This window comes from Chryseobacterium sp. Bi04, assembly GCF_918698085.1.
Classification (GTDB): Bacteria; Bacteroidota; Bacteroidia; order Flavobacteriales; family Weeksellaceae; genus Chryseobacterium.
The window spans coordinates 254,737-279,309 of sequence record NZ_CAKKLP010000005.1 but is presented as its reverse complement, the minus strand read 5'-3'; the positions used below and the strand labels follow the sequence as shown (position 1 = coordinate 279,309).

The 24,573-nt window shown below is 35.9% G+C and carries 20 protein-coding genes; 5 read left to right on the top strand and 15 right to left on the bottom strand.

The window, feature by feature from the left end; all coding sequences use genetic code 11:
• Positions 1-368: 368 nt before the first annotated feature.
• The gene (uvrA, locus tag LQV47_RS10840; RefSeq protein WP_230036867.1) at positions 369-3,161 is read right to left on the bottom strand and encodes an excinuclease ABC subunit UvrA; all 2,793 of its coding nucleotides are present in this window, start codon (positions 3,159-3,161) and stop codon (positions 369-371) included.
• Positions 3,162-3,810: 649 nt separating this feature from the next.
• Between uvrA and LQV47_RS10835 the strand changes: the two genes are divergently transcribed.
• On the top strand, positions 3,811-5,622 hold the full coding sequence (locus LQV47_RS10835; protein WP_230036744.1) for a TonB-dependent receptor: 1,812 nt from the start codon (positions 3,811-3,813) through the stop codon (positions 5,620-5,622).
• 71 nt (positions 5,623-5,693) lie between these two features.
• Entirely contained in the window at positions 5,694-6,410 is a 717-nt protein-coding gene (locus LQV47_RS10830) for a DUF2490 domain-containing protein (protein WP_230036741.1), read from the top strand.
• On the opposite strand, the gene LQV47_RS10825 is transcribed toward LQV47_RS10830, so the two are convergent.
• From LQV47_RS10825 to LQV47_RS10770, 12 genes are all read right to left on the bottom strand, one after another.
• The gene (locus tag LQV47_RS10825; RefSeq protein WP_230036739.1) at positions 6,407-6,853 is read right to left on the bottom strand and encodes a phosphohydrolase; all 447 of its coding nucleotides are present in this window, start codon (positions 6,851-6,853) and stop codon (positions 6,407-6,409) included. The two genes, LQV47_RS10830 and LQV47_RS10825, sit on opposite strands and share 4 nt — an antisense overlap.
• 80 nt (positions 6,854-6,933) lie before the next feature.
• Positions 6,934-7,269, bottom strand: coding sequence for a YegP family protein (locus tag LQV47_RS10820; RefSeq protein ID WP_230036737.1), 336 nt, complete (start codon positions 7,267-7,269; stop codon positions 6,934-6,936).
• A gap of 271 nt (positions 7,270-7,540) precedes the next feature.
• On the bottom strand, positions 7,541-9,316 hold the full coding sequence (locus LQV47_RS10815) for an acyl-CoA dehydrogenase family protein (RefSeq protein ID WP_230036735.1): 1,776 nt from the start codon (positions 9,314-9,316) through the stop codon (positions 7,541-7,543).
• Positions 9,317-9,426: 110 nt separating this feature from the next.
• Positions 9,427-9,795, bottom strand: coding sequence for a four helix bundle protein (locus tag LQV47_RS10810; RefSeq protein WP_230036733.1), 369 nt, complete (start codon positions 9,793-9,795; stop codon positions 9,427-9,429).
• Positions 9,796-9,848: 53 nt separating this feature from the next.
• Entirely contained in the window at positions 9,849-11,027 is a 1,179-nt protein-coding gene (locus tag LQV47_RS10805; RefSeq protein WP_230036732.1) for an acetyl-CoA C-acyltransferase, read from the bottom strand.
• Positions 11,028-11,138: 111 nt separating this feature from the next.
• The gene (tnpA, locus tag LQV47_RS10800; protein ID WP_230036730.1) at positions 11,139-11,603 is read right to left on the bottom strand and encodes an IS200/IS605 family transposase; all 465 of its coding nucleotides are present in this window, start codon (positions 11,601-11,603) and stop codon (positions 11,139-11,141) included.
• 89 nt (positions 11,604-11,692) lie between these two features.
• A complete protein-coding gene (locus LQV47_RS10795) occupies positions 11,693-14,086 on the bottom strand; it encodes a 3-hydroxyacyl-CoA dehydrogenase/enoyl-CoA hydratase family protein (RefSeq protein WP_230036728.1) in 2,394 nt (797 codons plus the stop codon).
• Positions 14,087-14,141: 55 nt separating this feature from the next.
• Positions 14,142-14,588, bottom strand: a complete 447-nt coding sequence (locus LQV47_RS10790; RefSeq protein WP_230036865.1) for a MarR family transcriptional regulator — start codon at positions 14,586-14,588, stop codon at positions 14,142-14,144.
• A 165-nt stretch (positions 14,589-14,753) separates the two neighbouring features.
• On the bottom strand, positions 14,754-15,677 hold the full coding sequence (locus LQV47_RS10785) for an ABC transporter ATP-binding protein (RefSeq protein WP_230036726.1): 924 nt from the start codon (positions 15,675-15,677) through the stop codon (positions 14,754-14,756).
• 100 nt (positions 15,678-15,777) lie between these two features.
• The gene (locus LQV47_RS10780; protein ID WP_230036724.1) at positions 15,778-16,155 is read right to left on the bottom strand and encodes a GxxExxY protein; all 378 of its coding nucleotides are present in this window, start codon (positions 16,153-16,155) and stop codon (positions 15,778-15,780) included.
• Between the two features lie 1,144 nt (positions 16,156-17,299).
• On the bottom strand, positions 17,300-18,271 hold the full coding sequence (locus LQV47_RS10775) for an iron ABC transporter permease (RefSeq protein ID WP_230036722.1): 972 nt from the start codon (positions 18,269-18,271) through the stop codon (positions 17,300-17,302).
• A 27-nt stretch (positions 18,272-18,298) separates the two neighbouring features.
• Positions 18,299-18,856, bottom strand: coding sequence for a TlpA disulfide reductase family protein (locus LQV47_RS10770; RefSeq protein WP_230036720.1), 558 nt, complete (start codon positions 18,854-18,856; stop codon positions 18,299-18,301).
• Positions 18,857-18,888: 32 nt separating this feature from the next.
• Here LQV47_RS10770 and LQV47_RS10765 point away from each other — a divergent pair, with 32 nt between their 5' ends.
• Together LQV47_RS10765 and LQV47_RS10760 are read left to right on the top strand one after the other, a co-directional pair.
• A complete protein-coding gene (locus tag LQV47_RS10765) occupies positions 18,889-20,013 on the top strand; it encodes a ferredoxin--NADP reductase (RefSeq protein ID WP_230036718.1) in 1,125 nt (374 codons plus the stop codon).
• A complete protein-coding gene (locus LQV47_RS10760; protein ID WP_230036716.1) occupies positions 20,010-20,627 on the top strand; it encodes an ElyC/SanA/YdcF family protein in 618 nt (205 codons plus the stop codon). The genes LQV47_RS10765 and LQV47_RS10760 overlap by 4 nt, the downstream gene beginning before the upstream one ends.
• Here LQV47_RS10760 and LQV47_RS10755 read toward each other — a convergent pair.
• Positions 20,624-23,224 carry a BamA/TamA family outer membrane protein gene (locus LQV47_RS10755; RefSeq protein ID WP_230036715.1) on the bottom strand — a complete coding sequence of 867 codons (2,601 nt, stop codon included), beginning with the start codon at positions 23,222-23,224 and terminating at the stop codon, positions 20,624-20,626. The genes LQV47_RS10760 and LQV47_RS10755 overlap by 4 nt on opposite strands.
• Between LQV47_RS10755 and LQV47_RS10750 the strand changes: the two genes are divergently transcribed.
• Entirely contained in the window at positions 23,210-23,935 is a 726-nt protein-coding gene (locus LQV47_RS10750) for an RNA methyltransferase (RefSeq protein WP_230036713.1), read from the top strand. The genes LQV47_RS10755 and LQV47_RS10750 overlap by 15 nt on opposite strands.
• 138 nt (positions 23,936-24,073) lie before the next feature.
• Here the strand turns inward: LQV47_RS10750 and LQV47_RS10745 are convergent, their stop codons facing one another.
• Positions 24,074-24,571 (bottom strand): phosphoribosyl-ATP pyrophosphatase, encoded by a 498-nt coding sequence (locus LQV47_RS10745; protein ID WP_230036711.1) that lies wholly within the window; start codon positions 24,569-24,571, stop codon positions 24,074-24,076.
• Positions 24,572-24,573: the final 2 nt, after the last annotated feature.

The window sequence follows — 24,573 nt, the reverse complement described above, 5'->3', positions numbered from 1 at the left end:
ATTGGTATTGGTTTATCCAACAAAAAATAAAAGAACCCGCTCTTTAGGAGCGGGATTCAGTAGATAAATACATCTCATTTTTTTAATTAGACAACAATAAAAAGCACAGCCGACAATGCTGTGCTTAAATTTTTATTTCAAATTTAATTGCAATTTCAATAGTAGTAAGAAAAGCAAATAAAGTTTCCACTTCGATTATTATTACATAGTAAATGTACAAATAATTCTAATACGAAATATGAACTTAATGTTAAAATTCACAAGTTATCCACAATTTTTTGTGGATAAGTATGGTTGTGCAGATTTTTCGACTCACAGAAAAAGGGAGATAAAAAGAACAGAGAGCTCAATGGCTCTCTGTTTTATAGTTAGTTTTCAAGTTTTTCCTTGATATATTTTGCAGTATAAGACTTCTTATTTTTTGCTAAATCTTCCGGCGTTCCGGCGAATACCACCTCACCACCATGTTTTCCGGCTTCCGGACCGATATCGATAATATGGTCGGCACATTTTATAATATCCGGCTGGTGTTCAATAACGATCACAGAATGTCCAAGATCAATCAGTGCCTGCAGAGATTTCAAAAGTTTCTGAATATCGTGGAAATGAAGACCTGTAGAAGGCTCATCAAAAATAAACAGGGTTTTATCTGTTGTAACGCCTTTAACAAGGAATGATGCCAGTTTTACACGCTGTGCCTCACCACCGGAAAGGGTAGAAGAACTCTGCCCCAGCTGCAGGTAGCCCAGTCCAACCTCCTGTAAAGGTCTCAGCTTGGTGACAATTTTTTCTTCGTTATTATCTTTAAAGAATTCCAATGCTTCATCTACTGTCATATGAAGGATATCAGAAATATTCTTTTCATCAAACCTTACTTCAAGGATCTCATTTTTGAAACGTGTCCCTTTACAAACCTCACATTCCAGTTCAATATCAGCCATAAACTGCATAGAAACATTGATTACCCCTTCACCCTTGCATTCATCACATCTTCCGCCATCTACGTTGAATGAGAAATGTTTAGGTTTATAGCCCATCATTTTGGAGATTTTCTGCTTGGCAAAAAGATCACGGATATCATCGTACGCCTTCAGATAGGTTACAGGGTTGGAACGGGAAGACTTTCCGATCGGGTTCTGGTCGATCAGTTCAATATTTTTAATCAGTTTTTTAGGGAATTCTACAGAATCATAATCCCCTTTTTTACCGCCCATTCCCAACTGAATCTGGATATCATTGGTAAGGATTTCTTTCATTAAAGTAGACTTTCCGCTTCCTGAAACTCCCGAGATCACAACCAGGCTTTCCAAAGGAACATCTACATCAATATTTTTAAGGTTATTCTGGCGTGCCCCTTTGATATGAATCCATTCCTTGGCCTTTCTGCGTTTTTCAGGAATTTCTATTTTCAATCTTCCGGTAAGATATTTTGAGGTCAGTGTGTCAGCGTTTTTCAGATCTTTGTAATCGCCTGCAAATACAAGCTCTCCACCAAGATAACCAGCTTCCGGACCTATATCTATAATATAATCGGCGGTTCTCATTACATCTTCATCATGCTCTACCACAATAACCGTATTTCCTAAATCACGAAGGTTTTTCAATACTTCGATCAGGTTTTCCGTATCTTTAGAATGAAGACCGATAGAAGGTTCATCCAGGATATAGATAGACCCTACTAAAGAACTTCCCAAGCTTGTGGCAAGATTAATTCTCTGACTTTCACCACCGGAAAGTGTATTGGAGGTTCTGTTTAAAGTTAAATATCCTAAACCAACCTTTAATAAAAATTCCAGACGGGTCGTGATTTCATATAACAGTCTTTTTGCTACTTCCTGATCATGTTCAGACAACTGTAATCCGTTAATTAAAGGTGCCAGCTCATCCAAAGGAAGTTCAATCATCGATTGGATGTTATGTCCGTCTACTTTTACCCAGCTGGTTTCCTCACGAAGCCTTAACCCTTCGCAGGTATGGCATAAGGTTTTTCCTCTGTAGCGGGAAAGCATCACACGGTATTGGATTTTATACAGGTTTTCCTCAAGCATCTTGAAGAAATTATTGATAGAAGGGAAGCTGCTCTTTCCGTCACCTTTCCAAAGGAAGTTTTTCTGTTCCTTTGTTAATTGATGATAAGGCTTATGAATAGGGAAGTCGCCTGCTTTTTTTATGAAATCTTTTTTCCATTCGCTCATGGATTCCCCTCTCCAGCATACTACGGCATCTTCATAGATGGATAACGTTTTATTGGGTACCACAAGATCGTCATCAATTCCGATTACTTTTCCATAGCCTTCACAAGCCGGACATGCCCCATAAGGATTATTGAAGCTGAAAAAATGAACATTGGGTTCCAAAAACTCTATACCATCCAGTTCAAACTTATTGGAGAATTCTTTTACCGATCCCGTATCCGGATTTTTCAGTGCACAATATCCACGGCCTTCATAAAAAGCCATCTGGATAGAATCGGCAAGTCGCTGTAAGAAACTTTCGTCTTCCTCATAAGAAAAACGGTCAATCACAAGATTGATGATCATTCCTTTTTCAGGGATAAATCCGAAACTCTCCAAATCTTCTATTCCCGCTACATTTCCGTTTATTTCAAGTCTTGTGAAACCGGCTAGTTTTAAAATATTCAGTGTTTCTTTAAAATTATCTGCATCATATTCCAAGGGTGCAGTCAATAAAAAAGGAGTGTCTTTTTTTGATGCTTTAATAAAATCTACCACATCAGAAACAGAATCCTTTTTCACTTCCTCCCCGGAAACCGGAGAAAAAGTTTTCCCGATTCTGGCAAACAGAAGCTTCATATAATCGTAGATTTCAGTGGATGTTCCTACTGTAGACCGTGGATTGGAAGAAATTACCTTCTGCTGGATGGCTATGGAAGGAGCAAGCCCTTTAATATCATCAATTTTAGGTTTTTCCAGTTTTCCTAAAAACTGTCGTGCATAAGAACTTAAACTTTCTACATATCTTCTCTGTCCCTCTGCATAAATTGTATCAAAAGCCAAAGATGATTTACCGCTTCCCGAAACTCCCGTAATCACGATCAGTTTGTTTTTAGGAATCAGAACATCTATATGTTTCAGATTGTTAAGATGTGCATTCTTAACGAAAATCTGTTTTTTTATATCTATTTCTGTAGTATTAGCCATATTTTGTTTATTCATAAAAGTAACTGCACAGTATTTGATCTGCCAGTAGTAGTGCTTTGCCCTGGTAATATTCCGGGATGTCATCAATTGAACTTTTAAATTCATTCCCCAATTCTTCTGATACAAGACTGCATTATTGATAAAATGCCGTCAGAAAATACAGTTGAAAAGAATGTCTTCTCCCGAAAAATTAAGACCCACAAAATTACGAATTTTTAGTGAAAATTCTATGCTTGTTCTGTTTTCAAAATAAATAGCAGAATAAGTGAAAAAAAGTGTTTTGAAAGCTAAATAATGCACTGATAAAAAATAAAATAGCGGCTTTTTTGCTGTATTTACTTTTTTAGAATATTTATTTTTCATTGTGTTTTAAGGAATTTTATGATTTTGATTATGTTTTTTTACGCAAGTATTGTTTTATGTTTAAAAATTATTTAAAATTGTATTCATAAATATGTAATATAGAGATGAGGAAATTATTCAGAGATCTGGTTACACATTTAATGAGAAAAAGATAGAAAAAATTACTCCCTCAACACAAGATGCAGCACCCCATGCTGCATCTTTTTTTATGACAAGTATCATTTGTCTGTCTTAGTGAACTCCCTTACTTTTGGAATCTGTTATAAAAGAAAATTACGGATACGTTATGATCAAAAAGATAGGAAGTGCTTTTTTTCTGGGATCTCTGCTTTGGGTACAGGCACAGGAAAAGACAACAGATATTGAAAGCATTGAATTTCAGGGGAAATTTATCTCTACACCTTATAAAAATGCCAATCAGAATATCAGTGTCATCACCAAAGAAGATATTGCTCATTCTCCGGCCAGAAGTATTGATGAAATTCTTCAGCAGGTTTCAGGAATGGATATCAGAAGGAGGGGAGCCAACGGGGTGCAGAGTGATATAGGCTTCCGTGGAAGTTCTTTTGAACAGGTCTTACTATTGCTGAACGGGATCAGAATGAATGATTCCCAAACCGGGCACAACAATATGAATATTCCGGTAGATTTAGCAGATGTAGAAAAAATAGAAGTTATCAAAGGTCCTGCTGCCAGACGATTTGGTCAGAATGCCTATGCGGGGGTAATTAATATCATCACTAAAGTAATCCCAGGAAAGCGAGTGAAAATCAGTGCAGATGGGGGAGATTATGAAACGTATGGCCTCGGTTTCAGTGCCCAGCTGGGAAATGAAAAATTTTCAAGTGCCCTTCAGGCAAATTCTGCTTCTTCACAGGGATATATGTATAATACTGATTATGAAATCAGGAATGTATTTTACCAGGGCCGGATGGGTATTAAAAACGGAGATCTTAAACTTCAGGCAGGTTTTTCAGAGAAAAAGTTCGGAGCCAATGGATTTTATGCTTCTAAAAGCGCTACAGAACAGTATGAGGAAACCCAGGCATCCATTGTAAGCGTAGCCCATCAGCAAACTTTTGGAAAGCTGAAGCTTAATTCTAATGTATATTGGAGAAGAGGGCAGGATATGTACCTTTATAGCAGGCAAAATCCATCGTTTTACAGGAATATGCATATTGGAAATAACGTAGGAGGAGAAGTAAATTCAAGTTACCAATGGGGGCTGGGAACAACCGGAGTTGGCGTGGAACTGAGGAAAGAGTTTTTAGTAAGCAGTAATTTGGGGAACCCTAACCGTTTTGTGTCCCAGGTCTTCTTTGAACATCATTTTTCATTACTCGATAAAAAACTGAATATCAGCCCGGGAATTTCATGGGCTAATTATTCTAAAGAAGGTAATTTTTTCTATCCGGGACTTGATGTAGGCTATAGTTTCAATACCAACAATAAGATCTACGGAAATATAGCTAAAGTACACCGTATTCCAACATTTACTGAGCTTTATTACGTAAGCCCAACCGAGCATGGTAATGTCAATTTACAACCCGAAAATGCCATTTCATCAGAAGTTGGATATCAGTTTCAAAACAATAGGATTCTTGCGAAAATCAGTGGATTTATGAGGAATTCCGATAATTCTATAGACTGGGTTAAAAATACGTTCAATGATAAGGTCTGGTATGCCCAAAATGTTGGCGAAATTAAAATAAAAGGAATAGAAGCTGAAGTAAATCATAAAGTAAATGATTGGTTGAGATATTCGGTGGGATATACTTTCCTGGATAGCAAATACAAAGAAAATAATGAGTTTGTTTCAAGGTATATTCTTGATAATCTGAAACATCAGGTGGTAGCCAGACTGGAGACAAAATTCCTTAAAAACTTTACGAATGAGCTTGTGTACAGATATAATGAAAGAGAAAATCTGGGAACCTATAATCTGCTGGATGAAAAATTAAGTTTTGCCCAAAAGGACTTTTCAGTCTATGTTCTGATCAATAATGTGACCAATACAAATTATACTGAAGCCTTTGGAGTAGAAATGCCCCAAAGATGGTTCCACATTGGGTTTTCATACACTATTGATATTAAGTAGCTGTTAATTTAATATGAATTAAAGTTAATATTAACAAATTGTTAAAAAATATACATTTGCAAAAATTTTTTATGAAACTTTTTTTAAGTCTGAGTTTACTTTTGAGTATGACATTATATAAAGCCCAGGAACATCTTTCCAGCTTCAATGCTGTGACTTTAACCTATAAGTTTCATCCAAAATTTTTCATATATGCAGAAGGGCAGCTTCGTGGCAATGAAGACTATACTTACCCCGACTATTATGAAATAAAAGGTGGACTGGGATATAATCTTACCAAAAACCATAAACCTTTTGTAGGACTTGGGAGATATGTCAATTATAAAGACCATAGCCTGAGCAGAGAAGAGTTCAGGGTATGGCTTCAGGATGTAATCGACTTTAAAAAAGGTATCGTAAAATTTGAAAACCGTTTCCGTGTTGAAAAAAGCTGGTTTTATGAACCGCAGATAGACAAAACCTCTCAAAGAATGCGTTACCGTTACCGTTTGAATGTCAGTGTCCCTTTAAATGCTAAAACAATAAAGAAAGGAACTGTTTTTGCCAATGCTTATGACGAAATTTTCCTTGTATCACCTATGAAGCCTACTTTCGCCAGAAACAGGGTATATGGAGGGTTTGGCTATCAGATCGATGAATACTTTGGAATTCTAACCGGATATCTTTGGCAGCGTGAATTTGAAGCCAAAGGAAATAAAAACTTACATTTCATCTACCTTGCCTTGAATATCAATATTGACGGTACGGATCATCACGTGAAGACTTATGACTTCCCGGGTGCTGATTAATATTTCTCTATCAGGTAATGATAGGCTTTCAGATATTTATTAAACCTTTTGATATCCTTAGGACTAAGCTCCCTGTTTACTCTTCTGAGGTCCATATTGTCGCGAAGGTCATTTAACTTTACAGCAACAGCCAGCGGTGATCTTTCGGTCCTTTTCACAAATTCGTCGTAATCTTCTTCCGGATCAAACTTGGTAAGACAGCTGATCGCGAAAATGATATATTCCGGAAAACCTTCGGTTCTTAAATAATCCAGACTGAACTCCACAGGATGGTCTTCTACGACATCGTGCAGTACACCCACTATTTTTTCATCCAGTGTTTTACCATACTCCATAACCCGCATCACATGAGCTATGTAAGGAGCATGATACTTATCCGTTTGTCCTTTGTGTGCTTTGGTCGCTATTTTTATAGCTTTATGTAATAAATCTTCTTTTGTCATTTTTTCTAAAAAATAGAGTGCAAAAATAAAAAATGCCCTAAAAAGATAAGACATTTTGTTGATATTATTTCAGATGTTTTTTATAAATCTGTTTCATCATCTAAAGAGGCATGGGGAGCATTGTTTTTTACGGATTCTATTCCGTTTTCCATACCGTTTTCAGATTCATACATCTGGCTTGATCCTATGATCTGTCCGTTTCCAGCTTTAAGATTAAAATAACATCTGTCATCTTTAGCCTTATTTCTTTCATATTTTGTGTCATCCTGAGAATGGGTTCTCACAGATTCAACTCCTTTTTCACAGGAAGATTTTGAGCTGTATCCCTGGCTCGTTAAGATCACCTGTCCGTTTCCTGCTTTAAGGTTAAATTGAAATTCACTGTTTGTTCTCTTTGAAATAACGAATTTTCCCATATGTTTTTATTTTGAGTTATTAGTTTATAAGGCTGTACAAAAGCTGAGTGAAACGCTATAAACACCTTAGTTTATTAAACTTAAGCGTTCAAGAAACGCTGTAACTTTTATGGTTAAAATAAAAAGTGTAAACAAGTTCTGTTAATAAAATTAGGAAAAAATATTGAATTCCGGAGTTTTCTGAAATTCGTTTGCTCTTTTATACTTTGTAATTAAACATAAAAACGCCCCAAAAATGGGACGTTTTAAAATCAAATTTATGTTACAAAGACTAATAAGCTCCTTTTTCGATATAATGAGCCGCTACTTTTTCAGTTAGGGCCACTACATTTGGATGGTTAGCATATTTTGAAAATCTTCTTAACCCTGAAAGCATCATTCTCTGTTCATCACCTTCAGCAAAAGAAATAATTCCTTCTTTAGCGGCTACGATGATTTTCTCAACAGCCTTGTAAAGGTTTAACTGAGCCATTGCAGCTTCTACAGAATCAGGAGAGAAGTGTTTCTCAGCTCTCAATACAGCAGATTCAGCCATGTAGATCTGGTTAAGAATTTCAGAAGCATTTAATAATAAATGCTGTTGTTTCTCAATATCCATCATGTATTTCTGAAGAGCAGCTCCGGAAACCATTAAGAACACTTTCTTAAGGTTTGCGATAATTGATTTTTCCTCACTCATAAATTCTGAATAATCAGGAACTTCAAATGAAGGGATTCCCATCAACTCTTTACTGATAGCCATTGCAGGAGATAAAAGGTCTAATTCACCTTTCATCGCTCTTTTAATAAGCATTCCTACCGCTAATAATCTGTTGATCTCGTTCGTTCCTTCATAGATTCTTGAAATTCTTGAGTCTCTCCATGCAGATTCCATTGGAGTGTCTTCAGAGAATCCCATTCCTCCATACACCTGGATACCTTCATCAGCAGTGTGCTGGGCAAGGTCGGAAACGAATACTTTAAGGATTGAACATTCTACAGCGAATTCTTCAACACCTTTTAGCTCAGCTGCCTGATGATCCATTCCGCCAGCTACCAACTCATCAATTTTATCCTGAATATCTTTTGCTCCTCTGTAAGAACCAGCCTCACTTACGAAAACACCGGTAGCCATTTCTGCAATTTTCTTTCTGATCGCCCCGAACGTTGAAATAGAAACTCCAAATTGCTTTCTCTCGTTAGAATACTGGATAGAGTGGTTTAAAATTCTTCTCTGTGCATCTAAACAAGCTGCTGCTAATTTGATACGGCCAACGTTAAGTGCGTTTAAAGCAATTTTAAAACCGTTATTTCTTTCCCCTAAAAGATTTTCTACAGGAATCTTCATATCATTGAAGAATACCTGACGGGTAGAAGAGGCACGGATACCCAGCTTATGTTCTTCTTCACCGAAAGTTAAGCTTTCAGGGTTCTCAAGCTCTGAGCGGTTGATTACAAAACCTGTGATATTTTTATCATCATCAATTTTAGCGAATAGTGTGAATGTATCTGCAAATCCTGCATTGGAGATCCACATTTTCTGACCATTGATGATATAGTGTTTTCCGTCTTCGGAAAGTTTAGCTCTTGTTTTTCCTGAGTTAGCATCAGAACCTGCATCAGGCTCTGTTAAACAGTAAGCCCCGAATTTTGTTCCTGTAGCCAGGTCCGGAAGGTATTTTTTCTTTTGCTCTTCCGTTCCGTAAAGAACGATAGGAAGTGTTCCGATACCTGTATGAGCTCCGTAAGCTGTTGCTAACGATCCTGTAGTTCCAGAAAGATAGTCGCAGGCAAGCATAGTGGTTACAAAGCCCATTCCCAAGCCTCCGTACTCTTCAGGAACAGCAATTCCCAACATTCCCATATCTCCAAGTTTACGCATTGTTTCTTCCGTAAATGCATAATCTTTCTTTTCAAAACGCTCTTTTTGAGGAACCACTTCTCTGTCTATAAATTCTTTTGCAGAATCACGAAGCATTTTTTGTTCTTCGTTCAGTTCTTCAATACTGAAAATTTCGCTTGCAGGAATTTGTTTGATTAGGAATTCCCCGCCTTTTAATGTAGCCATATATTATTTTATTTTTTATTTTTTTGAGACTATTTAGATAATAGACGGATAGATAATAGATGTTTAATCTTGTCTATTTTCTTTCTATTATCTCTTAGTCTTTTATCTTATTAGTTTTTATTCAAAGTATTCTGAAATACCATTGTTGCTTTTTGAAATTCTTCAATTTTAATTTCGAAAATTTCACATTTTTCGTCAGATAGATATTTTCTGTGATTTGCTAATAATATTTGTGTTTGCAATTCAAATGATGAACCTAAAGAAATATCTAAAAAATGACTGAAGGACTTATTTGTTCTGCTTGAACCTTCGGCTATGTTTGATGGAATTGAAATTGCACATCTGTCCATTTGACTTTTCAAACCATATTTTTCATGTGTTGGAAAAGTATCTGTCAAATCTAATATGTTTTTTGATAATTCCAGGCCCAGTTGCCAGATTTTAAGCTTCTTAAAATTATGTCTTTTGAAATCAGTCATGCCTTTCTTTTGTCTTTAAGTCTATTATCTATCCATCTATTATCTCTCTGTCTTTAAAGTAGTTCGAAAATTGAAGCTGCTCCTTGTCCTGTTCCTACACACATAGAAACCATTCCGTATTTGTTGCCACGCTTTCTCATTTCGTCTAAAAGCTGAACAGTAAGTTTGGTACCTGTACATCCCAGTGGATGCCCAAGAGCAATTGCCCCTCCGTTTACATTTAAAATATCAGGGTTTAGACCTAATTCTTTTTTAATAGCAACAGACTGAGAAGCGAAAGCTTCATTAAGTTCGATCAAGTCGATATCTTTTAATTCTAAACCTGCCTGTTTTAATGCTTTTGGAATCGCATAAATAGGTCCCATTCCCATGATTCTCGGTTCAAGTCCCGCAGCTGCATAAGCTACCAGTCTTGCTTCTGGTTCCAATCCTAATTCCTTTACCATTTCTTCACTCATTACCATTACAAAAGCAGCTCCGTCACTCATCTGAGAAGAGTTTCCGGCAGTTACACTACCTCCGTTGGCAAATACAGGTCTTAATTTTGATAATCCTTCAAAAGAAGTGTCTTTTCTTGGACCTTCGTCTACAGAGAAATCAAACTTTTTAGTCTGCATTTTCTGATTTTCATCCAGGAAATTATATTCTACCGGGATAGGAACAATCTGATTGGCAAATTTACCTTCCTGATTAGCCTTTAAAGCTTTCACATGAGATTCAAAAGCAAACTGATCCTGTTCTTCTCTTGTGATATTATATTGCTTGGCTACTTCTTCAGCGGTGTAACCCATTCCCCAGTAGTAATCAGGGTTAGTCTTTGCAATATCCGTTTCAGGAACCGGTTTGTAACCTCCCATTGGAATATAAGACATAGATTCTGTACCACCGGCAATAATACAGTCAGCCATTCCGGCCTGAATTTTTGCCGAAGCAATAGCGATAGCCTCACTTCCTGAAGCACAATATCTATTGACCGTTACTCCCGGAACTTTGTCTGTATTTAATCCCATTAAAGAGATCAGACGTGCCACGTTAAGCCCTTGTTCAGCTTCCGGCATAGCATTCCCAACAATAAGGTCATCAATTCTGTTTTTATCTAATTGTGGAAGCTCAGCCATTAATTTTTCAATAACGGTAGCTGCCATGACGTCAGGTCTTGTGAATCTTAAACTTCCTTTTGGAGCTTTTCCAACGGCAGATCTAAAACCCTTTACTATATATGCTTGTTTCATTTTTTTGTTTAATTAATTTGTTTTTGAAATTTTTTTGCCTCGTAGAGATAAACTGTTCATAGCTGTTTATTTGTCTTCGTATTTTTTGTGGAGCTCCGTAGGAGCGACCTGTTAATCTTCAATCCATTCAAATAGGTATTTTGGATCATATTCAATTTCGAATTTTGACATCAGATTCAGATACTCTTCTCTAAAAGTTTTCTTTTTATGATGCTCCTCCTGGTTTAAAATATATTTCAATACCGGATCAATACTGCTTTTAGAATAAGAAAATGCTCCGTATCCTTCCTGCCAATTGAATTTTCCATTTATCCATCCTTTTTCATTAATGAATTTTGAAGATCCTGCTTTAATATCTCTTACTAAATCTGAAACTGACATTGTCGGATTCATACTTACAAGAATGTGAACATGGTCAGGCATTGCAAAAACTGCGAATAATTTTTGATTTCTATTGGAAACAATACCTGTAATAAATTGATGTAATTCTTCTCTGTTTTCTTTCGAAATCAGGTTTTGTCTTCCTTTAACAGCGAAAACAATTTGAATATAAATTTGTGTGTATGTGTTTGCCATAAAAACTAACAGGTCGCCTCTACGAGGCTCTGCAAAAATTGTAAATTATTCATATAGCTATTAACAACCTGCTCCTACGGAGCCGCCCATTAATTTCTCAACGGTTTACCATTTTGTAACATGTACTGGATTCTTTCAAGGGTTTTTCTTTCTCCGCAAAGTTGAAGGAAGGTCTCTCTTTCAAGGTTCAGTAAGTATTGTTCGGTAACTACTGTTGGTTCAGATAGATTTCCACCTACCATTACATTAGCCAGCTTATCTGCAATTTTCTTGTCGTGAGCAGAAATATAGTTTCCGGTAAGCATCTGGTCTGTTCCTACGTAGAACATTCCTAATGCGTCCCTACCCAATACTTTTACTCTTTGCTCAATAGGCTGGGTATACCCTTGTTCAGCTAGTAGTTTTGCTACTTTTTTAGCTTCTGCAATCTGTCTGTTTTTGCTTACAGAAACGATATCTTTACCTTTTTCAAGAATTCCCATATCATAAGCTTCGTAAGCTGAAGTGGCTACTTTACCCATAGCAATGTTCATGAAAGCTTCACGAAGTCTGTTGTTTTTAACGTCATCGCTATGGAATTCTCTTGAAGTTCTCAGGGTAAGTTCTTTTGTACCACCCCCTCCAGGAATTACACCCACTCCGGTTTCTACCAGTCCGATGTACGTTTCTGCTGCGGCAACCACTCGGTCTGCATGCATGGTCATTTCACAACCACCTCCTAAAGTCATTCCGTGGGGAGCAACTACTACAGGAATAGAAGAGTATCTTACTCTCATCATTGTTTTCTGGAAGTAGGCGATCGCCATATTTAGATCATCCCAATCCTGCTCAATAGCCATCATAAGGATCATAGCAAGGTTAGCTCCTACAGAGAAATTTGTTCCCTGATTTCCTACCACTAATCCGTCATATTCTTTTTCTGCTAAATCAATAGCTCTGTTTAATCCATCAAGAACTTCGCCTCCAAGAGAGTTCATTTTTGAACGGATCTCGAAGTTGATGATTCCGTCTCCCAAATCTTCAATAGCAGCACCCGAGTTACTCCAGATTGTTTTATTCTTTCTGATATTATCTAAGATGATGAAAGCATCCTGACCAGGGATCTTGTTGTATTCTCCTGAATTTTTATCAACGTAAATACTTTGTCCTTCATCATTTACTTTATAGAATGTTTCTACGTTTTTCACCCAGTCTGAAACTTCGTATCCAGCATCTTTTGCCAGTTCAATACCCTTTGCAACGCCTACGGCATCCCAGATTTCAAATGGTCCGTTTTCCCATCCGAAACCAGCTCTCATGGCATCATCAATTTTGTAAACCTCGTCAGAAATTTCAGGAACTTTATGTGAAACGTAGGCGAATAGTGCCCCTAAAGATTTTCTGTACAATTCCCCTGCTTTATCTTTACCACCGATCAATACTTTAAATCTGTCAATAGGTTTGTCGATCGCTTTTGTAAGCTCAAGGGTAGGGAATGAGGATTTTCCCTGAAGCTCATATTCTAAAGTATCAAGGTTTAATCCGTGAATTTCAGATTTACCTTCAGCATTTTTTACTTTTTTGTAGAATCCCTGTTCTGTTTTTGATCCTAACCATTTATTATCCATCATTTTCTGGATATAACCCGGAAGAGCAAATACATCATTGAAATCGTTAGCTTCAGCACCGCTTTGACGAACTCCGTTGGCTACCATTACCAATGTATCAAGACCTACTACATCAGCGGTTCTGAATGTTGCAGATTTAGGACGTCCAATGACAGGACCTGTCAATTTATCTACATCAGAAACCGTTAATCCTAATTTCTGTACATTATGAAGAAGATCCATCATAGAAAATACACCGATTCTGTTGGCGATGAAAGCTGGAGTATCTTTGGCTAAAACAGTCGTTTTACCTAAGAATTTTGCTCCGTAGTTCATATAGAAATCTATAATCTCAGGATCCGTATCGTTAGTAGGGATAATCTCTAAAAGAGGAAGATATCTTACCGGATTAAAGAAGTGTGTTCCTGCAAAATATTTTTTGAAATCCTCACTTCTTCCTTCTGTTAAGAAATGGATCGGAATTCCGGATGTATTAGAAGAAATTAATGTACCCGGCTTTCTGAACTGTTCAATCTTTTCATATACTGATTTCTTGATATCAAGTCTTTCTACCACTACTTCAATGATCCAGTCTGTATTTTTTATTTTCTGTAGATCATCATCGAAGTTTCCTACTTTAATTCTATCTGCAAACTTTGGAGAATAAAGAAGTGCAGGACTTGCTTTTTTCAGTTTTTCAAAGTTTTCGGTAGCAATTCTGTTTCTTACTACTTTGTCATCTTTGGTCAAACCTTTTTTCTGCTCAGCTTCAGTCAGTTCAAAAGGAACAATATCCAAAAGTGACACTTCAACACCGATATTGGCGAAGTGAGCCGCGATACCGCTTCCCATAATTCCTGAACCAAGAACCGTTACATGTTTGATTCTTCTTTTCATATGTAAATTTTTATTTTTAATAAGGTCGTATGTAACCATACGGTTTCATTATAATTTATTTTCTGTTGTTTAATAATTCGTTGGCTATCTTCATGATTTCAGTCATCACATCTTTAAAAGTATCCAGCTTCTCGGGAGCAATTTTTTCCATCACCTTTTTATTAAAGTTGACCACTACTTCCTTAGACATATTTCTGGAATTTAACCCTTTATCTGTAAGTTTAATAATGACCTCTCTTTTATCAGTGGTTGTCTTTTCCTTATAGATATATCCGTTATCTTCTAAAAGTTTGATGATTCTCGTTAAAGAGGTGGGCTCTATGGCCATCTTAGGGCCAAGATTCGTACTTCGGGTTCCTTCTTTGGGATCTATCTTAAGAAGGGTGAGGGCCTGTACTGCTGTAGAATCATGTTCCTGAGCTAATTCTGTGTACATTTTTGAAACAGCCAGCCAGGTCTGCTTCAAAATTAAATCTACGTTTTCTATTTTATCTTTGTCCATCATTTTTGCGCTAATGGTTTTACCCAAATTTAGTAAATATTATGCATGCATAGTATTTATTAACGTTAAATTTTGTTAATAAGCTGATAATAAGCGGATTAAATTGTATGATTAGCATAATACTATGCATGCATAGTATATGAAATAAATAACAAAAACTAAGTATTAATGAATGTTTTTAACGAAATTGATGATTTCTTCAAAGGATTGATATTGTTGTTTGGTGTTATCTTTAGTAATTACCCAAAAATGGTTCTGAAGCTCAAAATGAAATGAAGAAAGATCTTTTTGGAAGTTTTTTTGAAGCAGAGAATATAACATTTCTTTATAAACCTGGGGTGCCGAGATATGAGGAGCTATAAAATTCTCACTCATTTGAAATAAAGAAGTAGTAGTCAGTTCCTCATTCTGAAGCAGAATATCTTCTACAATTCCCGAATATAACTGATAGTTCTTTATATACCATATTTTATCTGCAAATTCTTTTGCCAGCCTCCAGTCGTGAGAAGAAAACAGGATAAGTTTATTCTGTTCTTTAGCCAGCTTTCTAAGGGTTTTAAGAATGATAATCTTATTTTTTTCATCAAGATGAGTAGTGGGCTCATCCAAAATAATAATAGGGGAGTTCTGCGTTATAGCCCGCCCGATAAAAGCTTTCTGAAGATTACCATCCGAAAGATTTTTAAGAAGGGTATGTCGATATTGGGTTAACTCTAATTCTTCTATAATGTGAGCGACTTCGTTCCGGTCTTCTTCTTTTAATTCAAAATAAAAAGGATAGTAAATATATTTTCCCAACGAAATAAGGTCTTCAACCGTATAATGCTGCGGGACAACCGATTTTGAAAAAACAACAGCAATCTGCTTAGCAATTTCTTTTACCGAAAACTTTTTTACATTTTTACCATTAATTAATATTTCTCCACTCTGTAAAGAAATCTGATGGAGAATAGATTTGATTAATGTTGTTTTCCCGACCCCGTTATTACCAATCAACAGACATACATCGCCAAGCTTAATCTCTGCATTAGCATTTGATATTAAAGTAGTATGGTAACCTATGTTAGCTTGTTTGATTTGTAGATGCATATTTGAGATGGTTAAACGCAAGGCGCGAAATATCTTACAAAAATACTGTTTTTAAGGTGCAAAGAATTTGACTTTGCCAGTTTTTTATACTTTTTATAGTTTATAAATGATTGACAACTCTTGTTACTCCATCTTTGAAAACATTGGATTGAAAGTTAAGTAATAAGCCTAATTTGCAATTTGTCATTTTTAAATAGGTTAAAAGTTGAGCTTTATGGGTAGGGTTTATATAATCAACTGTTTTTATCTCTAAAATCAATTTATTTTCAATGATAATATCTAACCTGAAAGCATTCTCGATTCTTAAATCTTCATAAACAATGGGGAGCAATTTTTGTTTTTCTACTAAAAGTCCTGCTTTAGTTAGTTCATAAAACATGCATTCTTCATATACATGTTCAAATAATCCTGCTCCAAGTTTTTTATGAATTTTTAAACCCATATCAAAAATAATTCTTGATAATTCATTTTCTGTCATTTGTGGTATTTTAAATAAATATATGAATTGTTGGGTAAACGCAAAGGCGCAAGGGGGGGGTCCTGAATTACGTATATTTTAAGGCGCAAGAAAATCAAAGATTTTCAGGAAATACTTTTGGTATCGATTAGTATATAAAAACTACCATTTTAGCAATGTGGGATTTAATTTTATCGGAGATAAAATCCTTGCGTCTTAAAACATTATAATTTGAAAATTTCTTTGCGCCTTAGCGTTTACCAACCACAATTAAGTTTTATTTTGCTTTAAAAGCATCATCAGGATCACTGGAATATTGAAAACGGAGCTTATTAGATTCAAGGAATTTAATGTTGGGTAAACGCAAAGGCGCAAGGGGAGCTCCTGAATTACGTATATTTTAAGGCGCAAGAAAATCAAAGATTTTCAGGAAATACTTTTGGTCTTGATTAGTATATAAAAACTACCATTTTAGCAATGTGGGATTTAATTTTATCGGAGATAAAATCCTTGCGTCTTAAAAACATTATAATTTGAAAATTTCTTTGCGCCTTAGCGTTTACCAACCACAATTAAGTTTTATTTTGCTTTAAAAGCATCATCAGGATCACTGGAATATTGAAAACGGAGCTTATTAGATTCAAGGAATTTAATGTTGGGTAAACGCAAAGGCGCAAGGGGAGCTCCTGAATTACGTATATTTTAAGGCGCAAGAAAATCAAAGATTTTCAGGAAATACTTTTGGTATCGATTAGTATATAAAAACTACCATTTTAGCAATGTGGGATTTAATTTTATCGGAGATAAAATCCTTGCGTCTTAAAAACATTATAATTTGAAAATTTCTTTGCGCCTTAGCGTTTACCAACCACAATTAAGTTTTATTTATCATCAGGATCACTGGAATATTGAAAACGGAGCTTATTAGATTCAAGGAATTTAATGTTGGGTAAACGCAAAGGCGCAAGGGGAGCTCCTGAATTGCGTATATTTTAAGGCGCAAGAAAATCAAAGATTTTCAGGAAAATACTTTTGGTCTTGATTAGTATATGAAAACTACTATTTTAGCAATGTTGGATTCAATTTTATCGGAGATAAAATCCTTGCGTCTTAAGAACATATTCATTTGAAAATTTCTTTGCGTCTTAGCGTTTACCAACCCAAATCAGATTTTATTTTGCTTTAAAAGCATCATCAATATCACTGGAATACCAAAAACGGAGCTTATTACGTTCAATGGAATCTGTGTTTTTTCTGCAATAATGGAGAAAAACATCATGATCAGCATTCCTAAAAACATATTCAGGATCCATTGCTGCCATAGTTTGGACGGGTTATAGACCAGCCTGCAGAAATGTGGAACAATAATTCCAATAAACAGGATAGGTCCTAAAAACGCTGTAATAGAGGCGGAAAGGAGAGAAGATGCTATAATAATTAATAGCTTCAGACGTTTTAAATTTACACCCAGGCTCTGTGCGTACGATGTTCCTAAAGAATTTCCGATCAGGGGTTTTATAGTTTTAAAACAGAAAAATAACCCTATTAACACAAGAATTGATAGAATATAAATCTGATTTCTGCTTACCATATTATTAGCTCCAAAAGACCATAGAATATAATTTTTAAGACTTTGGTTTTCGGCATAGAACTGAAGCAGGGAAACAATAGCTCCTGCAAAAGCAGAGATAAGGAATCCAAAAATTATAAGGTAAGATTTATCCTGGAATTTATTAGACATCGATAATAATATCAACATCAGCACTAAACTTCCTCCTATAGCGGATAAGCTCAAAAAACTATTTTGAAGAAATTCAGGAAGGAGGATATCTTGTGAAAAAAAAATGTAAAAAGCTACAGATAAACTGGCTACCGAAGTAATCCCCAATATATCCGGACCGGCTAATGGGTTTTGAAAATATTCCTGCATTAGAAAACCGGAAGTAGGAATTGAGATTCCTGCAAGAAGCATCACAAATACACGATTGATACGGATTTCGGCAATCTGGCTATGGGCAGAATCTTGAAAAAAATCCTGCAGCTCTAAACTTAAAAATCCTGTGTTCAGATTAATGCCAGCAGCTATAATAATAGCTACTACTAATAATAAACACAGGATTCTAAACCTTTTTGACATTATTCAGAAAGAATTTCTGTATATTTTTTACTTTAAAAAAGAATCGATTTTTGAATTCAGTACATCTTCTGTCATCATTCCTAAATACTCATCTGTTTTATCACCCTTTCTCATGAAGGTAAATGGAATAGAGCCACCATCCCATTGTTTGAAGTTACCGGAGAAGAAGGTTGGATCTAATTTTTGTCCATCCAAAAGAATAACGCTGCCGCTCAGATTGTTTTCTACAACAAAATTTTTCACAGCACCATCCCAATCTGATTTTTCATCGAGATTGACAAACGTGAATTTTACAGGTTTCCCTTTCAATTCCTCCATTTTATTTTTAAAACTAGGAATTTCTTTCATACACGGTCCACACCATGTAGCAAAAAAATTCGTCACATATAAAGTATCATTATTTTTGGCTAAATGTTGACCCACATTTTCCGGAGAAAGTTCTTTTGGAACATAGGCAGTTGTTTCAGCAGCCGTATTTTTTGTTACTGAAAGTGAATCTGTAGCGGTATTCTCTGTTTTCTGGCTTTCTTTTTTACAGCTGAAAAGAGCGGTAATAATAAGCGTGGATAAAATTATCTTCTTCATAAATTATTTTTTATCTATTTTTGAATTGAAGTATGGAACAACAAATCTATAAAGGGAAACTGATACAGTTTCATCGGTTAAAAGTAGCGAAAAAGGAAGAACTGACCAAAAATACTTTTTCTCTGGAGTTTGAAATTCCCGAGAATTTAAGGGATAATTTCAAGTTTGAAGCAGGGCAGTATGTGAGTGTAAAGTTTCAGTCTCATGGTGAAGAAGTAATTAATGATTATTCAATGACTTCGGCTCCGTATGAAGGGAAAATTTGTCTGGGAATAAAGGTTAATTCCCCTGAAGGAGCTACTTCGCAGCTATTTCAGAATTACAATGAAGGAGATCAGTTGTTGGTAGGTGAGCCTGCCGGAAGATTTACATTAGGGTCTAAGCCAAGTGAATTCCGGACTATTGTGGCTTTTGCTGGAGGTATAGGAATTACTCCCGTTTTAAGTCATTTTAAAAATATCCTTCATAATGAACCGAGGACGAGACTTTTTTTGTTTTTTGGAAATAAGAGTTCTGAGGACCTGATTTTCAGAGATCAGCTGGATCATCTTGCAAGAACCTGTGGAGACAGACTTCAGATTTTCTATTTTTTCTCACAGGAAAAAACAGCTGACCGCTTTTTCTATGGCAGGCTGGATGAGAAAAAACTGAATTTGATCATCAACCAGATCCTGCATCTGGATGATACTGATGAAGAATCTACCATATGGGATGCTGTAGATGAAGTGCTGATCTGTGGGAAAGGAGAAATGATAAAAACGTTGGCTAATGCCTGCTATCGTCATGGAATTCCAAAAAAGAATATTCATTTTGAGCTTTTTGAGGAATATAATGATGATATTTACCCTGTAGAAAAGGAATTTCCGCTTATTGAAAATATTGAAGTGGAGTTTACGATGATGGGTAAAAAATATACAACAATACTTCCCGATAACAGAGATAAAATTCTGCAACAGCTTCTGATTCAGAAATTTCCTGTTCCTTACTCGTGTAAATCGGGAATCTGTGGAAGCTGTGAATGTTCTTTGGAAGAAGGAGAGGTGGAACTTCTTGAAAATGAGTACCTAACTGAAAAAGAGGAAGGGCAGGGGCATATATTGGCTTGCATGTCTATTGTGAAAAGTAAAAAAATAAAGCTTAACTTTGATCTTAGTTGAGAATTTTTAAAAACATATTTGGTCTCGGTGTCATATCAGTGGAATTAGGAATTTTACTGATATGTTTCTGTAATGTCTGGGTTTTCGGGCTTACGAATGGCCGTACCTATACCAAAATATCCAAGATCCCTCCAAGGGAAATTGCTCTGGTTTTGGGGACATCCCCCAAAATGAGATCCGGGTTGTCTAACCCCTATTTTACCAAAAGAATGGATGCCGCAGCACTTCTTTATCACCACGGGAAAATTAAAAAGATTATTGTAAGTGGGGAAAAAAGCAAAGGGTATAATGAACCTGCTGCTATGAAAAACTATCTGGTGAATCAGGAAGGTGTTCCGGGAGATATTATTGTAGAAGATCCGAAAGGCTTCAATACATATAAAAGTATATTACGGTGTAAAGATATTTACAAGAAGAAAAATGTAATTATCGTTTCGCAGGGATTTCATAATCTTCGTGCCTTATTTTTCGCAAGAAATAATGATATGAATGCGCTGGGTTTTGATGCACAAGATGTCACCAAACCTGAAAGTTTTTACAGAAATCAGGCGAGGGAAATCCTCGCCCGTGTGATTGCTGTAATTTACTTTATTTTAGGCGTTTCTCCGGATTAGAAAGGATATCCAAACGCAATATTAAGAGTCGGTTTAAAAGGTTGGATGTTTTTGATTCTCCATCGGTCTCCTTCCGCTTTATTAGGGTCGTAAATCTTATAAGCAAGGTCAATTCTTGCTGTGATGTAGGCAATATTTATTCTGAGTCCAAATCCACTACCAATACCCATTTGTCCCAGGAATTTATTCAGTTTAAATTCATCATTATATCCGTCATTATGATCACGTAGACTCCAGGTATTTCCAATATCTGTAAATAAGGCTCCTTCATACATACTGTTGAAAGGTATTCTGTATTCAATGTTTGTGGTAAGTTTTACATTATTGGTCATATAGGTACGTACCCTTTCATCAACCTGAGAATCTGCCGGACCTAATCCTCCAAATGCCACCCAGGCCCTGATATCGTTGGACCCTCCATTGAAATAAGACTTAATAATAGGCATATCCTGAGAGTTCCCGTAAGGAACACCCACTCCAATAAACTGACGGAGGACTAGTGTCTGATTTCCATTGAATTTGAAATATTTCCTTGCGTCGATATCAAATTTTATAAATTGAGCATAAGGAATTCCAAATATGGTTTTTTGAGGTGAGGTAACAACTCCGCCATCATTATCTTTTTTGTTGAATAAACTTAGAATATTACCTGCAAGCTCTACTTTACCGTTGAAATAAAAGGCATTAGGATAATCTTTCTTACCAATTTCACTATACACAAAATTATAGATCATAGAAGAAATCAGCACATCCTGGGTCTGTCTGTCTTTATTGACCAATGTTCCTCTAAAGGCTGTTAAAAGATCTGTTCCTTTTTGATCCAGATCACCACGGTATTCCTGATCCTGCAGAAGAAGTTTTGAAACGTCATCAATACTAAGCTTGTTATTCTTATAATCGATTCCAATCTGGGGTCTGTACGCAAAATAGCTGCCGAAAATATCGTCTTTTACCCTTTCATCATTAACAAAATAGCTGTAATAAGCATCTTTGTTTTTTGTTAAACTGATTTGGGTATTAAATAAAGTCAGCTTATGATAAATCTGATCATTCACATTAGCCTGATAGTTAAGTCCCGTATTGAAATTCAGTCTTCCCAGTCCGATATTGTTCTGTATAGATGCTCCCAACAAAATAGAGGAGGTAGGAGTATAGCGTTTGGGGATAAACTTATAATAATTGAACGGAAGTAAGAGCCTTGGGAAATTAAGGGAAGCCTGGGCAGAGATTTCGTATGCTGTGCTTCTTTTATCAATATCCTGTGTACTTCTGATAGATCCGAAAGTTCCGGAAATACTGGTGGATATATTTTCTGCACCCCTGAAAACATTACGGGTCGTAAGGTCTATTGAGGGCGAGATCCCCAAATTTAATAGCTGGGAATAGTTCACATCAGTTCCTACTTTAAGATCATATTTTGGAAGTGGTTTCAATACATACAAAACATCTACAATGCTGTCATTAGGTGAAGTTATCCCACCTCTTCTTAGGGAATCCCGGGCTTTTACAATACTAAAATTGTTCATGGCCATGAAGTTCCTTTTGGTGACATCCAGTTTCTTTTGGTCATAAGGCTGTTTGCTGTCTACAATAACAGCTCTCCATAATGAGGATGTTTTATATTTCTCATTCATTTTATGGAATCGTACCCTTCTTAAGCTGTCTTTAACTGTATTTTTTGGAAAGTCTCCGGGTTCATCAACAATAGCGACATCTATATTTCCGAAAGTAGCTACTTTATAGGGACGGTCCAGAGAATCTTTATGGATTTCCAGGGTCAGAGGAACCTGTTTCTTACTCTTAATAGAATCTGCTATAAAATAAACTTCATCATTGGAACTATTGAATTTATAATATCCAAAATCTTTCATCAGATCTGTAATTCTCGTTACTTCTTTTTCAAGAACAGTCTGATCAAGAACTTGCCCTGCTCTTATAAGCGTTTTGTCTTTAAGATGAGAATAGATATTTTTTATACCCTGATCCGGAATATTATAATAATAATCTTTAATATAAGTGGGGTCATTATGTCTGATGAAATAATTGACAGCTGCTTTTTTAGCAGAAGAGTCCAGATCTTGTTTAAATTTTACATCTGCGTCCCAAAAACCTCTGTAGATAAGTCTTTTTTTGATAGATTCAGCACTTTTCTCACTTTTTGTCTGGTCTAAGATTACCGGTGGTGTTCCCCAGTTGTGCAATACACGGTCAAAAAACAGACTTTTTCCTACACTACTTTGCATATTGTACTTGATGAATAAAGAATCCCTTAGTTTTTGATTTCTCATCTCCCGGGGATAGGTCATGTATTCATTAAGTATCGTATCATATTTGGGACTGGCCATATTGTAGAAAGCCAGCGTTAAAGGCATGAAAAGCAGCTGTTTTTTGTTAGGTTTCTGCTGAACGTAATCTTTCAGTTCTTCATCAAAGAATTCTTTCTTATCCTCGAATTTAAAGCTGTTTCTGGTAAGGAGATATTCACCATTCGGAACTTTTTTTGTCGTACTACAAGCATAAAGGAGACCAACAAATGTTGCAAATGATATAATTTTATAATACTTTTGAGGAGAATTCTTATAATGCTTACAGCTCATACAATAAAAATTTTACAGTCTTTAGATAAAAAGAAGTTCAGACAAAAATACAATTTGTTTTTGGTTGAAGGTAATAAAATCATTTGTGAACTTTCTAATTCTAATATTAAAGTTAAAGAAATATTTTCAACCGATCCGCAAAAATTGGACCGTACCGATATTCCTGTTTTCCATATCTCTGAAAATGAGCTAAAAAAAATTAGTTTCCTTAAAACTCCGAAAGATTCTGTGGCAGTATGTTATCTTGCCGAAGAAGAAAGAATGGAAGATAAAAACATTCAGCTTGTTTTGGATGGTATTCAGGATCCCGGAAATCTGGGCACTATTATCCGTCTTGCAGACTGGTTTGGAATAGAACAGATCATCTGCAGCGAAGATACTGTTGATTTCTATAATCCAAAAGTAATCCAGGCCAGTATGGGATCTTTCACCAGGGTAAATATAGTATATACAGATCTTGTGGACTATCTTTCAGAAACGGATAATGTAAATATCGGAACGGATATGGACGGTGAAAGTATTTATAGTTTTGAAAAACCGGAAAAGATAAATCTGATCTTAGGAAATGAAGGAAACGGGATGAGGCCGGAAACGGAAAAACTTCTTCAGAAGTGTGTTACTATCCCAAGATTTGGAAGTTCCCAGTCTACAGAAAGCCTGAATGTATCAATGGCGGCGGGAATTATTTTAGGACAGCTTTTTTCAAAATAGGTATCAGATAAAAGACATCAGATATCAGGCAGGGAACTTTGACAGTAAGTTCTTAAATTATAAATAGGTACTATTTTAATTTAATAAACTGATCTAATGCGTAAAGTTCGACATCTGATATCTGGCATCTATATCTTACTATATCAGCTGTTCCAAACTTGAAACACTTTTATTTTTCTGGTAAACCTCCAGTTTTTTTCTGACGAATTTTAAGGCAATAGGGGCAAGGTATATTAAAGCAACACCTACAAGTTTATTCTTCCAGTTGGTACTTTTCATATTCTTTTTGGCATAGTTTCCTACTATGGCAGTGATGCCCAGTTTTATAAGGCCATCTGCAATATTTCCATTAAATGCAGAACTGGCAATGCCTACAGCTGTATTTTTACTGATGAGGAGATCTTTCACTTCTGAGGTAAGCTGTCTTGCGATTACATCTTTTCTCAGGACTACTTTTTCATCTCCGTCTTCATCTACCTTTTCCTGAAGATACTGATCTGTTAACCCATTGGTAAAGGCACTTAAGCTTTCTTTTGTGTTCTTGAAGGTAAGAAGATTCTCAAGATCATCGATTTCACTCTTAAGCAGTTTTTTCTTTCTTCTTAATTCTTCTATGCTTTCGTATTTTCTGCCCATAG

What these genes read in the sequence shown, in the direction of transcription:
- uvrA (WP_230036867.1), bottom strand. Translation starts at nt 3,161, where the DNA reads ATGGCTAATACTACAGAAATAGATATAAAAAAACAGATTTTCGTTAAG.
- LQV47_RS10835 (WP_230036744.1), top strand. Translation starts at nt 3,811, where the DNA reads ATGATCAAAAAGATAGGAAGTGCTTTTTTTCTGGGATCTCTGCTTTGG.
- LQV47_RS10830 (WP_230036741.1), top strand. Translation starts at nt 5,694, where the DNA reads ATGAAACTTTTTTTAAGTCTGAGTTTACTTTTGAGTATGACATTATAT.
- LQV47_RS10825 (WP_230036739.1), bottom strand. Translation starts at nt 6,853, where the DNA reads ATGACAAAAGAAGATTTATTACATAAAGCTATAAAAATAGCGACCAAA.
- LQV47_RS10820 (WP_230036737.1), bottom strand. Translation starts at nt 7,269, where the DNA reads ATGGGAAAATTCGTTATTTCAAAGAGAACAAACAGTGAATTTCAATTT.
- LQV47_RS10815 (WP_230036735.1), bottom strand. Translation starts at nt 9,316, where the DNA reads ATGGCTACATTAAAAGGCGGGGAATTCCTAATCAAACAAATTCCTGCA.
- LQV47_RS10810 (WP_230036733.1), bottom strand. Translation starts at nt 9,795, where the DNA reads ATGACTGATTTCAAAAGACATAATTTTAAGAAGCTTAAAATCTGGCAA.
- LQV47_RS10805 (WP_230036732.1), bottom strand. Translation starts at nt 11,027, where the DNA reads ATGAAACAAGCATATATAGTAAAGGGTTTTAGATCTGCCGTTGGAAAA.
- tnpA (WP_230036730.1), bottom strand. Translation starts at nt 11,603, where the DNA reads ATGGCAAACACATACACACAAATTTATATTCAAATTGTTTTCGCTGTT.
- LQV47_RS10795 (WP_230036728.1), bottom strand. Translation starts at nt 14,086, where the DNA reads ATGAAAAGAAGAATCAAACATGTAACGGTTCTTGGTTCAGGAATTATG.
- LQV47_RS10790 (WP_230036865.1), bottom strand. Translation starts at nt 14,588, where the DNA reads ATGGACAAAGATAAAATAGAAAACGTAGATTTAATTTTGAAGCAGACC.
- LQV47_RS10785 (WP_230036726.1), bottom strand. Translation starts at nt 15,677, where the DNA reads ATGCATCTACAAATCAAACAAGCTAACATAGGTTACCATACTACTTTA.
- LQV47_RS10780 (WP_230036724.1), bottom strand. Translation starts at nt 16,155, where the DNA reads ATGACAGAAAATGAATTATCAAGAATTATTTTTGATATGGGTTTAAAA.
- LQV47_RS10775 (WP_230036722.1), bottom strand. Translation starts at nt 18,271, where the DNA reads ATGTCAAAAAGGTTTAGAATCCTGTGTTTATTATTAGTAGTAGCTATT.
- LQV47_RS10770 (WP_230036720.1), bottom strand. Translation starts at nt 18,856, where the DNA reads ATGAAGAAGATAATTTTATCCACGCTTATTATTACCGCTCTTTTCAGC.
- LQV47_RS10765 (WP_230036718.1), top strand. Translation starts at nt 18,889, where the DNA reads ATGGAACAACAAATCTATAAAGGGAAACTGATACAGTTTCATCGGTTA.
- LQV47_RS10750 (WP_230036713.1), top strand. Translation starts at nt 23,210, where the DNA reads ATGCTTACAGCTCATACAATAAAAATTTTACAGTCTTTAGATAAAAAG.
- LQV47_RS10755 (WP_230036715.1), bottom strand. Translation starts at nt 23,224, where the DNA reads ATGAGCTGTAAGCATTATAAGAATTCTCCTCAAAAGTATTATAAAATT.
- LQV47_RS10745 (WP_230036711.1), bottom strand. Translation starts at nt 24,571, where the DNA reads ATGGGCAGAAAATACGAAAGCATAGAAGAATTAAGAAGAAAGAAAAAA.